The organism is Mobiluncus mulieris ATCC 35243, assembly GCF_000160615.1.
GTDB classification, from domain to species: domain Bacteria; phylum Actinomycetota; class Actinomycetes; order Actinomycetales; family Actinomycetaceae; genus Mobiluncus; species Mobiluncus mulieris.
This window is the reverse complement of sequence record NZ_GG668518.1, coordinates 745,567-757,111: the sequence shown is the minus strand read 5'-3', so window position 1 is coordinate 757,111 and position 11,545 is coordinate 745,567. Positions and strand designations below refer to the sequence as shown.

12 protein-coding genes are annotated in these 11,545 nt (G+C 55.3%); 3 read left to right on the top strand and 9 right to left on the bottom strand.

Translation table 11 applies throughout. The features are described from left to right. Nucleotides 1-106: 106 nt before the first annotated feature. The 6 genes from HMPREF0577_RS03205 to ftsZ form a co-directional block, all read right to left on the bottom strand. Nucleotides 107-1,027 carry an RluA family pseudouridine synthase gene (locus HMPREF0577_RS03205; RefSeq protein ID WP_004012227.1) on the bottom strand — a complete coding sequence of 307 codons (921 nt, stop codon included), beginning with the start codon at nucleotides 1,025-1,027 and terminating at the stop codon, nucleotides 107-109. Continuing rightward, on the bottom strand, nucleotides 1,024-1,671 hold the full coding sequence (locus tag HMPREF0577_RS03200) for a signal peptidase II (protein WP_004012226.1): 648 nt from the start codon (nucleotides 1,669-1,671) through the stop codon (nucleotides 1,024-1,026). The genes HMPREF0577_RS03205 and HMPREF0577_RS03200 overlap by 4 nt, the downstream gene beginning before the upstream one ends. A gap of 1 nt (nucleotide 1,672) precedes the next feature. Beyond that, nucleotides 1,673-2,320, bottom strand: a complete 648-nt coding sequence (locus tag HMPREF0577_RS03195) for a DivIVA domain-containing protein (protein WP_036342239.1) — start codon at nucleotides 2,318-2,320, stop codon at nucleotides 1,673-1,675. A 212-nt stretch (nucleotides 2,321-2,532) separates the two neighbouring features. Next, nucleotides 2,533-2,835 carry a YggT family protein gene (locus tag HMPREF0577_RS03190; RefSeq protein ID WP_004012224.1) on the bottom strand — a complete coding sequence of 101 codons (303 nt, stop codon included), beginning with the start codon at nucleotides 2,833-2,835 and terminating at the stop codon, nucleotides 2,533-2,535. Nucleotides 2,836-2,956: 121 nt separating this feature from the next. After that, on the bottom strand, nucleotides 2,957-3,427 hold the full coding sequence (locus HMPREF0577_RS03185) for a cell division protein SepF (protein WP_004015720.1): 471 nt from the start codon (nucleotides 3,425-3,427) through the stop codon (nucleotides 2,957-2,959). Between the two features lie 180 nt (nucleotides 3,428-3,607). Next, nucleotides 3,608-5,290: a cell division protein FtsZ gene (gene ftsZ / locus HMPREF0577_RS03180; protein ID WP_004012222.1), complete on the bottom strand. Its 1,683-nt coding sequence runs from the start codon at nucleotides 5,288-5,290 to the stop codon at nucleotides 3,608-3,610. A 216-nt stretch (nucleotides 5,291-5,506) separates the two neighbouring features. Between ftsZ and HMPREF0577_RS03175 the strand changes: the two genes are divergently transcribed. The 3 genes from HMPREF0577_RS03175 to HMPREF0577_RS03165 are packed head-to-tail and all read left to right on the top strand — an operon-like array spanning nucleotide 5,507 to nucleotide 7,814. After that, complete coding sequence (locus tag HMPREF0577_RS03175) at nucleotides 5,507-6,343, top strand: amino acid ABC transporter substrate-binding protein (RefSeq protein WP_004015717.1); 837 nt, start codon at nucleotides 5,507-5,509, stop codon at nucleotides 6,341-6,343. A gap of 19 nt (nucleotides 6,344-6,362) precedes the next feature. Continuing rightward, nucleotides 6,363-7,016: an amino acid ABC transporter permease gene (locus HMPREF0577_RS03170; RefSeq protein WP_004012220.1), complete on the top strand. Its 654-nt coding sequence runs from the start codon at nucleotides 6,363-6,365 to the stop codon at nucleotides 7,014-7,016. A 30-nt stretch (nucleotides 7,017-7,046) separates the two neighbouring features. Then, nucleotides 7,047-7,814, top strand: a complete 768-nt coding sequence (locus HMPREF0577_RS03165) for an amino acid ABC transporter ATP-binding protein (RefSeq protein ID WP_004012219.1) — start codon at nucleotides 7,047-7,049, stop codon at nucleotides 7,812-7,814. Between the two features lie 98 nt (nucleotides 7,815-7,912). On the opposite strand, the gene HMPREF0577_RS03160 is transcribed toward HMPREF0577_RS03165, so the two are convergent. The 3 genes from HMPREF0577_RS03160 to murG all read right to left on the bottom strand — a co-directional run bounded on the left by HMPREF0577_RS03160 (nucleotide 7,913) and on the right by murG (nucleotide 11,537). Next, nucleotides 7,913-8,737 (bottom strand): cell division protein FtsQ/DivIB, encoded by an 825-nt coding sequence (locus tag HMPREF0577_RS03160; RefSeq protein ID WP_248613663.1) that lies wholly within the window; start codon nucleotides 8,735-8,737, stop codon nucleotides 7,913-7,915. A 197-nt stretch (nucleotides 8,738-8,934) separates the two neighbouring features. Then, nucleotides 8,935-10,407 carry a UDP-N-acetylmuramate--L-alanine ligase gene (murC, locus tag HMPREF0577_RS03155; protein WP_004015712.1) on the bottom strand — a complete coding sequence of 491 codons (1,473 nt, stop codon included), beginning with the start codon at nucleotides 10,405-10,407 and terminating at the stop codon, nucleotides 8,935-8,937. After that, nucleotides 10,404-11,537, bottom strand: coding sequence for an undecaprenyldiphospho-muramoylpentapeptide beta-N-acetylglucosaminyltransferase (murG, locus tag HMPREF0577_RS03150; RefSeq protein ID WP_004012216.1), 1,134 nt, complete (start codon nucleotides 11,535-11,537; stop codon nucleotides 10,404-10,406). Before murG ends, murC begins: the two co-directional genes overlap by 4 nt. Between the last annotated feature and the right edge of the window lie 8 nt (nucleotides 11,538-11,545).

The following is an 11,545-nucleotide window of genomic DNA, read 5'->3' as shown; positions in this document are numbered from 1 at the left end:
GAAAGCCAGAGCGGGTTTCGCCCTTCAGGATGGCACCTCATGAAGCCGAAACAACGTGAGCTAAACCCCCCAGCCACCCAAGATTTAAGTCCCAACCTCAATCTTGTCAGCTGCCCCGCAAAACCGCCAAAACTCCCTGCAAATCGGAAGGCAAAGGCGAATCCATCGCGATTTCTATCCCGGTACGTGGATGCTTGAAAACCAGGCGCGAAGCATGGAGCCACTGACGTTCCAAGCCTAGACGCACAGCCTGTTTCGCATCTGCCCCGTACTCTGTGTCCCCCAGCAGCGGGTGACCAATCGCCGCGAAATGTACCCGGATCTGGTGGGTGCGACCCGTTTCCAACTGCACTCGAGCCAGGGTCGCGCCAGGCAGGCTTTCCGCAGTGTCATAGTGTGTCACGGCGGGTTTACCACCCACCACCACCGCCATCTTGAACTCACGCCCCGGAGCCCGCCCAATAGGGGCATCGATGGTGCCCAGGGACGGCTTCAAAATACCGCGAGCCACCGCCAAATAAATCTTTTCCACTCGGTGATAGCGAAAAGCGTTTTTCAATTTGCCGTAAGCCAGTTCGGACTTTGCCACCACCATTGCCCCGGATGTCCCCGCATCCAGGCGATGCACGATACCCTCGCGTTCCACCGGACCCGAAGTGGAAATCCGCACTCCCGCCGCGCGCAAGGCTCCTACCACTGTCGGCCCGTCCCAGCCCGGCCCGGTGTGTGCCGCTACTCCGGCAGGCTTGTCCACCACCACCAGGTCGGCATCTTCGTAAAGCAGTTTCATCCCCGGCACCGGGGTCACTTCCGGTACATAAACTTTGGGGTGAATCGGCGCAGTAACTTCCAAGGTTTCCCCGGATTGCAGCGCATCGGATTTCTTTAACACCGTTTCACCCATAGCCACGCCACCTTGTGCCAGGATTTCGCCGGCCTTCGCGCGCGACAGCCCTAGCAGTTTCGCCAATCCAACATCGGCGCGCAGACCCGTCAAGCCCTCCGGTACCGGCAGTACTCGGTTCACTTATTTTTCCCTCCGGCGGGTTCATGAGGCGTGAGTTGAGATGTGGACTTTAGTGCGGTTTTAGGCTCGGATTCATGAGGTGCCATCTGGGTTTCGACACCTTCTTCGGAATCTTCGCTGGTCGCATAGCCAAAAATCGACACATTTTTAAGCATGAGTCGGAACACCAAGATCATCCCGATAACCACGAAAATATCGGCCACATTGCCGACGAACAGACCGAAATAATCAATGAAATCAGTCACCGCTCCGGTACCGAAGGTATCCCCCATGTGGCGATCGGTAATGTTACCGGAACCACCACCGATAACCACGGCCAAGGTATATGCCCAGGCGCGATTGGAGGATAGAAACATAACGACGGTCAATGCCGCCAACACTACCGAACTCAGAATCGTGACTACCAGGGTCTTGTTCCCGCCTAAAGACAGTGCTGCTCCCGAGTTCTGGGTCAAATGCAGAGTAATCCAGTTTCCTACCAAGGGTAGGGGCTCGGGGCGTGAGGCGAGAAAGTGTATCGCTAGCCACTTGGAGCCCTGATCTATTAACCCGATCAATATAGCAATACCAGAAGCTACCAGGTTCCGGTGGAGTCTATCTGGATCCACCGGAAGCTGGTAGCCAAAAACCTTAGGAGGCTTCATGCTACGCGTTAGGAGCCGAGGCCGCCAAGTCAGCGAGAACACCTTCCAGATAGCTTCTTATCTGGGAGCGGTAGTCGCTCTCGAAGGTACGCAGCTCCTCAATCTTGCGTTCCAGCATGCCGCGTTCCTGCTCGAGCTGCGCTAAGACACGAGAGTGCTCTTGTTCGGCCTCGGAAATAATCCGGTCGGCTTCCACCCGAGCCTTAGCGATAATCTCTTCGCGTTCCTGCTGACCGTTTTGGACGTATTCGTCATGGAGACGTTGCGCCATGGTCAGCATGGACACCGCTGAGGTGGATTCGTTCTCGCCCTGAGGCATTGCCGGCATCGCAGCCGGAGCCGGTTCGGGCTGCGGTTGTGGCTCGACAAAAGCAGGTTCCGACTGCGGCTCAGGTTGTGGTTCGGGTTGTGGCTCGGTCTCCACGTAGGTTACGGGAGTCGGTGCCACGCTGGCCGTTTCGAGCTCGGTGATACGGCGGTGTGCCTCTTCGAGCTGCTGTTTTAAGCCATCACGCTCTTTGGTCATCGCATCGAGGGTATTCACCACCTCGTCCAAGAAATCATCGACTTCATCTTGGTCGTATCCCTCCCGAAACTTCGTCGGTTGGAACTTTTTGTTGACGATGTCATCTGTGGTGAGCAGCGCCATATATGTCACCTCGTCCTGTCCAGGGGCCGCAGCCCGTCTTATCAAACTTTGGAGCCTTCGCACGATACCGTACGACATCCATTGTTCCACATTTTTGTTACTTGTGTGAATACTGAGGTTTTAAACTTACCGCTTTTTGGTGGGAATTTACTAATTTCTGACTGGAAGCCGGCCCTAGTATCAAGAGGGAGCTCCGGTTAAAGCGCAGCATTTCAAGCCAAGCTATACAAAAACAACCACGCCACCAGTCGCTGAGTCACCACCAACACCAGAAAAAACACCAAAAATCCCATGTCAAGACCGATTCCTCCGAAACGTAGGGGGGGAATCAATCGGCCAAAGAAGCGCACCGGCGGATCCGTGAGGGAATAGACAATGTTCGCCAGCACTAACACCACTCCTCGAGGACGCCAGTCTCGCGCCAGGAAGCTAATCCAGTCCAGAACCACACGCACCATCAAAATCGCGAGATACAGCGAAATTGCGTAGTAAATAACCAGTCCAATTATCTGCACTCACCCAGTTTACTGGGTGAGTGCACGGTTATAGCAAACGCACGCGAAATGCAAAGTTGCCTGGCAGCAATTCCTCGCCCCCGGATAGGTTAAAACTTCCGATAGCTGAGGTTGACCCCAATTAATACCGAGACGGCAGGAAAGAGGGGGTCTGTTTCTGGTCGGTAACCGTAGCAATTCCTTTGGGGGTGAGCAAGAACAGGTTTTCTCCGACCAACTCTAGCTTCCCCTCCAAGCCGAAACACAGACCAGACACAAAGTCAACCATACGTTGTCCCTCGGGCTTGCCCATATAGTTCAAGTTAAGGATTACCGGAATGTTGTCACGCAAGGAATCCCCAATTTCGGGGGCATCGTTGTAGCTGGTTGGCTTGGAGGTTTTAATTCGGTTGAAAACGGGAGCCTGCGGCTGCGATTGTGCCTCGGTTACTTCTTTTTTCTCCGAAACCTCTGGTTCTGTGGAACCGGGGAATTCGTGGACTTCGCCCAGGGCGCCCTCGTCATTGTCAGCATATTCATCATCGTAATCTGAAGCATCTGGTTCCCGTAAACCAACTTTTTCCAGCACATTGCGCAGTAATGCACTTCCCATATCTTCTCCCATAAGTTGTTGCCGAATAGAAAGGTAACTGTCACCGAGGTTAGGCCATCAATCGGGTACGAGGCGGGATGTTGCCTCGGAGTGTCGTAAAAAGACCGTCCTCGGTGTCGCCACGCGACACCGAGGACGGTATGGGAGGGAAAATACGTAAAAGCCTAGAATTTTGCGTTTTTATCGCAAGAAATCTGGAATGTCCAGTTCGTCTTTAGGGGTGATGTCATCGAAAACTTGCTGGAGTCGCAACGGGGGCGCGGTCTGTTCCCGAGAAGAATCCACATAGTTGGGAACCGTGGAAGCATCCGGGGAAACCGGGCGAATTCCACTGGTCACCGCGAGTGGTTCCCGTTTAGCGTCAGGGATTCCAGCTAAACCGGTGATTTTTACTTCGGGGTTGTGCAAGGTACTCGCACTCGGTTTCGGTTTGCCAATTGTCTCGGTTCCTGCTGGAATCCGAGCAGCATTGGGGTCAGCCTGATGTGACACTCCCGTAGCTTGCGAATCGAGCGGTACCGCCGTATTGGTCGGAGGTGTGACCGCTGTAAGCCTTGGGCTAGTGGGAACCGCTGGCTTTTCCTTAGCGCGATGCTCTGCCAAACGCGCCGCTACTGAATCTGCAATACTGCCGGTGGTTTGACGGTGGGTGGTTCCAGCCGGTGTACTTGGCACATTCAAAGCACCAGACGCGACCGCTGAATTCGACACGCTCGGTACCACTGGTGTGGCGGAAGCCCCCGCCACCGTCGCGGCAGTCGTCATCCCAATCGGAGTTGTCCCGGCCGGAGCAGTTCCCGCCACAGCCGGACTACCGAGAGATTTTGGGACAGAGCCAGCGCTGCGCACGGCACTAGCAGCCAGGGAAGACGCATTGGGCACACTGGCTGCAGCCTTAGTGGGAATTGGCTTGCCGGCGGCATCCAAGCCGTTGAAACCGGTCGCGATAACGGTAACGCGAACCTCGTCGCCAAAAGTTTCGTTGATGTCCACCCCGACGATGATATTGGCCTCCGGGTCAGCCAGTTCCTGAACCAACTTCGAGGCTTGGCGCCACTCGCTCATCTTCAGATCCGAACCACCCTGGAAGAACAGCAGCACCCGATTGGCTCCTTCCATAGAAGTCTCTAGTAAGGGCGAGGAAATCGCCATTTCCACCGCATCCATGGCGCGTTCGGGTCCGGTAGCGGAACCGATACCCATCAAGGCTGTCTTGGCATCTTTCAAGGTGGTGGTGACATCCGCAAAATCCACGTTAAGGTCAGCGGGGATGGTGATGATTTCGGTGATGCCTTGGACTGAAGCCTGAAGAACCTGGTCAGCGGCGCGAAAAGCCCCAATCACCGAGAGATCCTCGTTGGTGGAATCCAGCAAACGTTCATTGGGAATCACAATTAACGCATCGACTTGTTCTCGCAAGGCCTCGATACCCCGCTCGGCCTGTTCCGCGCGCCGCCGTCCCTCAAATTCAAACGGTCTAGTAACAACGCCTACTGTCAGCGCCCCGAGTTCCCGGGCAACCCCCGCCACAATCGGAGCCGCCCCGGTGCCAGTGCCCCCGCCTTCACCGGCGGTTACGAACACCATATTGGAGCCCTCGAGAATCTCGCGAATCTCGTCTTCGTGGTCAGAAGCAGCCTTTTTGCCAACTTCCGGGTCGGCACCGGCACCCAAACCATGGGTGTGATCACGACCAATCTCGAGTTTCACGTCGGCATCGCTCATCAAAAGCGCCTGGGCATCGGTGTTCACCGCAATGAACTCCACCCCGCGCAAATCCGCCTCAATCATGCGGTTCACGGCGTTAACCCCGCCGCCACCCACCCCAACGACGCGGATAACTGCCTGCGGTGATGCTTCCATATTCCTCCCCTTTCAACCTTAACCTTTAGCTTTAGGGTTAAAGTCTGGTATCCCTGTTGACTCACGAAATTTAGTGAACAATCCTTCCCCAGGTGGGAGGTATCCCGGCGTGTCGCAAATTTCGCTTCACGACTCGTGGAATTAGTAATTATTGCCAACATAGGGCACAATGTAGGGTTTAAGCATGTCAAACCCCCTAACGAAGGAGGAAGGTTTATGGATATCAAGAAACTATCCGCTGCCGGTTGCGCAGCGATTTTGGCCTTAACCCTGGGCGCTTGCGGGAATACCAGCGCATCTAATGACAAAAATCATTCCACCGACCACGCCAGTGCTGCCAAGGCAGCGGGTGAAAAATTCACCATCGGTTTCGATCCCAACTTTCCTCCCTACGGCTACAAGGACGAAAAAACCGGCGAATATGTTGGTTTTGACATTGACCTAGCCAAAGAGGTGGCAAAACGCAACGAATGGAAATTCGTGCCCCAACCTATCGACTGGGACGCGAAAGACATGGAGTTGAACTCTGGAACCGTAGACTGCCTGTGGAACGGGTTTACTATCAATGGGCGTGAAGACAAATACACCTGGTCGAAACCCTACGTGGATAATTCGATTGTGTTCGTTACGAAAACCGCCGATAAAATCACCGATACCAAAGGTCTCGCGGGCAAACACGTTTTGGTGCAAGCCGATTCGTCCGGCCTGACGGCCTTAGAAAATAAGGACAACAAAGACCTTAAGGACAGTTTTGCCTCTCTTGACCAGGTTCCCGACTATAACCAGGCTTTCATGAATATGGAATCCGGCGCAGCCGACGCGGTAGCGGTGGACGTGGGGGTGGCGAACTTCCAGGTGCAGGCGCGCGAAAAAGGCAAGTTCACCATCATGAATCCACCTTTTCACACCGAACAGTATGGAATCGGTTTCAAAAAAGGCAACGAATCCCTGCGCGACCAGGTGCAAAAGGCTCTAGATGAAATGAAAGCTGACGGCACTTTCATGAAACTAGCCGAAAAACACGCGGTTGAAAAATCTGTAATCAAGGATTAAAGGAAAACGGAAGCACAGTATGAATGACTGGTCGTTTCTGCCAGATTTGGCCTGGGGGTCGGTCAACAGTGTGGTCATTTTTGTCTTGACCCTGCTGTTGTCCCTCCCCCTGGGGCTGCTGGTTTACGGTGGCAGGGTGTGTCCCTTTAAACCGTTGGCCTGGGTGGTACAGTTCTATATTTCTATAATGCGCGGGACACCTTTGATGCTGCAGCTGATGGTGGTGTATTTTGGGCCGTACTACCTGTTTGGCGTCCAGATTTCGGCAGAATACCGTTTTTACGCGGTGATTATCGCCTTTGCGATTAACTACGCAGCCTATTTCGCGGAAATCTATCGCGGCGGTTTCCAAGCCATCCCTGCCGGGCAAAGCGAGGCGGCTTTTGTGCTGGGCTATTCCCAGCGCCGCACGTTTTTCACGATTAAAGTGCCGCAAATGTTTCGCACGGTTTTACCCTCTATCACCAACGAGGTCATCACCTTAGTCAAGGACACCTCCCTGGCCTTCGCAATTTCTTATACCGAAATGTTTACCTTGGCCAAGCAATACGCTTCCGCTACGGCTTCCATGGCACCTTTCGTGGCGGCAGCCGTGTTCTATTACGTGTTCAACATAGTCGTAGCCGTTTTGATGGATCGGCTGGAAAAACATGTCAGCAAATACGCCGTCTAGAACCCAAGAATCCGGAAAAAGAGGTAAAAAGTGGATGCACTCAAGATTGAAAACATGCACAAGTCCTTCGGGAACTTAGAGGTCTTGAAAGGCGTCTCGCTGCACGTCACCGAGGGCGAAGTCCTGGCGATTCTTGGCCCTAGCGGCTCGGGAAAATCCACCTTGCTGCGTTGCGCTACCTTTTTGGACTACATGGATTCAGGACACATCGAATACTTCGGACAGACCGCCCTAACCAAGGAAAATGGAGTGAAAACCTCGAAGGGTGACGAAAAACGTTTCCGTCACGACTATGGTTTGGTCTTCCAGAACTTCAACTTGTTCCCACACTGGACGGTGATGCGCAATCTGTGCGATGCCCCCATCAAGGTGCAAAAACGTCCTCCGGAGGAAGTCCGCGCCGAAGCCAAACGTTTGCTAGAGCGCATGAATCTGCCAGACAAAGGCGGGGCGTATCCCTCGGAGCTTAGCGGTGGTCAAAAGCAGCGCGTCGCGATTGCTCGCGCCTTGGCCTTGCACCCCAGGATGCTGTACTTCGACGAGCCGACCTCCGCTTTGGATCCAGAGTTAACCGGCGAAATCTTGGCCATTATTCGTTCTCTGGCCGAAGAACAGATGACGATGGTCATTGTTACCCACGAGATGGAATTCGCTGCTGGGGTGGCCGACCGCGCCGTGTTCATGGATGGCGGTACCGTGCTGGAGGAGGGCGCGGCCGACGAGCTGATTCACCGCCCGACCCAAGAGCGCACCAAACAGTTCCTCTCCAAACTGCGCGGAGAGGCGCGTTCTCATTAAATCTCGGTGAACTAAGTTGGCACCCTGACGTGATGTCGGATAGCTACGGGTTCATGAGGTGCGAGCCGAAATCCCCGACTCTATACACATTCCCCCGCCTATCGGGTCGAAGGTCGCTCCGGGATGGAAACGTCGACAACCTTGACATTAGGCTGTTCCAACAGCAGCAGCGCCACCGAGGTTTTCACGCCTGATTTCTGGCTGTCACCCCACACTAATTCTCGACCATCCCGCAGGGAAAACGCCAGCTGGGCGGCATCTTGCGAAGTCACAGCCTCGATTTGCGACCGCAACTGGGGCGACATATCCCCCAAGGTGTGCAGAGCAGCATCAACCAGTTTGCGTGTTTTGCCACCCAGCTTTTCTAAATCCGCATTCAGCTGCGGCAATCCCGAGACCTCCCCCGGGGCAACTTCCAGAACCACCATGTCTCGATCCACACCCACGACTTTGCCGTTTTTACGTACAGTGGCCACCGGCTCACGCTCCTGAACCCGCAAGCTCAGGCCGTGCCACCAGCGACGTTGTACCTGAACTTCGCGCAGGGCGGGTACATTTTTCAGCACCGTGCCTCGCAACACCCCGGTAGATATCCGAGTCAAAGGGGTACCCGCGAATCCCCCAGTGGCTTGGCAGATAGCCGCCGCATCGGTGTTCTTCATACCCGTAACCCGGCATTCTGTCAGACGATAAGCCGTCAAAGGAGACACGAAAACTACCATCGAAACCGCGACAATCACCACAAGAACACCCCCCAGCACCGCAAGACGCTTGCGTCGGATTAGCCGCATTACAGATTCACGTTGCTCCAGGCGATCTAGCAGTTTGGTGTTTACCTGGGCGGATTTGGGTGCGGTGGCACGCGTGGGTGTCGTCGTAGCCTCGCTAACAGCGGGCTCGGTTGCCTCCCTGGTCGCAGACACTGAAAAGCCTGTCACCTTAATGGAACCTGCGCTCTGTGGAGGTAACTTCGGCTTAGTGGCTAGAGCTTCTGCCGACTGTGTCGGTTCTGTCGGTTGAGACTTCCGTTTTACCCCCGCTTGGCTTGGTCTATCCGCGCCAGGAGCGGGGGGTCTCGGCTTGGCGGCCGGCTTACCTAGGTTGGGTCGAGTGGGGCGTTTCATGAGGTGCCAGCTCCCAGATGAGCTTTCACCAAGTCGTGAGCCACATGGGTAATGGAACCAGCCCCCAGGAATAGCAGTAAATCCCCCGGCTTGGCAAGATTGTAAACCGCATCTCCGGCTGCATACATATCCGAGATGAATTGTCCCTTTTCACCCATTAAATCCGCAATCGCGTCCCCGTCAGCTCCGTCTGTGGGGTTTTCGCGAGCCGCGTAAACCCCACAGACGACGACCTCGTCAGCGGCTGAAAGCACAGTGGCGAATTCAGAAGCAAAAGTCTTAGTCCGGGAATACAAATGCGGCTGAAAACACACCAGCAGCCTTCCATTCCCAGCCAAGTCGCGCGCCGCCCCCAAGGTGGCGGCTACCTCGGTGGGGTGATGCCCATAGTCGTCATAGATCCGCACTCCCCCGATTTCGCCCAGAAACTGCATCCGACGCCCTGTCCCGGTAAAACTGCTTAAAGATTGGCAAAATGCCCCGAAATCTATACCGCCGACACACTCATTCAAAGCCGCTGCAGCTCCCAACGCCGCCGCCGCATCCAACAGGTAATGCTTCCCGCCCTGAGACAAGCGGAGCACGTCGTGGAACAGTAGCTGTTCAGGATGGCACCTCATGACCCGTAAATCAACCTCTGCATGACCGGCACCCAAACGAGGTTCCCCCAAAGCAACCACCAACGCCGCGCCAGGTAAAGGTGCACCAAAACCATAAGACACCAAAGCAGCACCCGAATGGAAACGCGGTGCCAGCCGCCTAATCCCCGCGTCATCCCCACAAGCTACAATGGCACCGCCCGGGCGAATCCGGGCGGTAAAATCCACGAAAGCCTGGTCAAAAGCCTCGCGACTCCCCCAATGGTCAAGATGATCGGGCTCGATATTAGTCAAAACTTCTACCAATGGCGCATAGTTCAAAAAAGACCCATCGGATTCGTCGGCCTCTATCACAAACGCCCGCCCGCGTCCCAGACGTGCCCCCGTGCCGTACTCTAAAATCACCCCACCAATCGCAAAACTGGGGTCGGCACCTACATCCCACAACGCCTTGGAAAGCATCGCGGAGGTCGTAGTCTTCCCGTGCGCCCCCGCCACCGCCAGCAAATCCTTAGAACGGGTACAGAAATCCAAGGCTTGGGAGCGGTGCCAAATCTCTAGTCCAAGTTGATGGGCACGCTGGATTTCAGGATTATCCTCACGGATAGCCGAAGAAGCCACCACAATCATGCCTGGGGTAACCTGAGCGGCACGGTGCCCCACAAACACTTTTACCCCCAGCTCACGCAGCTCCGGTAAGGTATCGGCCTCGGTTCGATCCGAACCAGAAACCGTATAACCCAAGTCATGCAATAGATGCGCCAGCACACTCATGCCTGCCCCACCAACACCTACCAGGTGAAACGCCTGGTGGGCGGGCACAACGTGAGCAGCGTTTACATTGGAAAGATTCGATGAACTGTCCCTCACAAGACCTCCTGGATTAATTTCGCCAGATTCGCCGCACCCTTGGTGGTGCCGGCACTAGCCGCTGCCTGACGCATTTCCGGGTTCTTCGCGGGGTCAAGCATCCGTTCAATCAATACCGCAACCTCAGTGGGTTTGGCCTTCTTTTGGTTCAACAGAAAAGCGCCCCCGGATTCAACCACACTCAATGCGTTCAAAGACTGTTCCCCATTACCCACCGGTAGCGGGACGTAGAGCGCCGGCAGACCCAGCGCCGAATTCTCTGCCACAGTAGCCGCCCCGGCACGACACACCACCGCGTCAGCCAAAGCCAAAGCATGATGCATCTCTGACAGGTAATCCAAAACCTTGTAGTTTTGCTGTAAACCAGCCTCTGACACAAACTGTTTCACTGGTTTGTCCTTGTCTTTACCCGTCAAATGAACCACTTGTAAGTCGGGGAAATTTCCGGAAACCTGAGCCAGCGCGGTCGGCAAAGTCTGGTTTAAGAACACGGCACCTAATGAACCCCCCGTAACCAAAACAGTGGGTTTATCCGGCGATAACCCAAAAAACTGGGCGGCAGCGGCGCGCGCTGCCAAACGGCCTTCTGTTGTGGCCAGGCGAGACGCTAGCTCTAGCATAGCGGGACGCAGCGGCAAACCGGTAACCTCTGTCTTACCGCGACGCGAACGCAACGGGGTCTCCGGGAACGTCAAGGCCACCGCCTTGGCCCACCGCGCCCCCAAACGGTTGGCCATGCCAGGACGCGCATTTTGCTCGTGCACCAAAAAAGGGATTTTCAAGTGGTGCGCCGCCAAATAGCCCGGGGCGGAAACATAGCCCCCGAAACCTACCAAGGCGGTCGCCTCGCGCTGTGAAAACAGCGATTCTAGATCCTTAACCGTGCGACGCAGCCGCAGGGGCAAGGTAACCAAATCGGAGGAAGGTTGGCGCGGTACCGGCAGACGCGGAATCGTCGCCAGTTCCAAACCCGCTGCCGGAACCAGTTCAGATTCCAACCCTTCCTTGGTGCCCAACACCAAGGGATGAAAGTCCAAGCCTGTAGCGCGCAACGCTGCCACCGTGGAAAGCAGCGGATTTACGTGACCGGCGGTACCCCCGCCAGCGAAAACAATAACTGGTTGCTTCACGTTCCCAG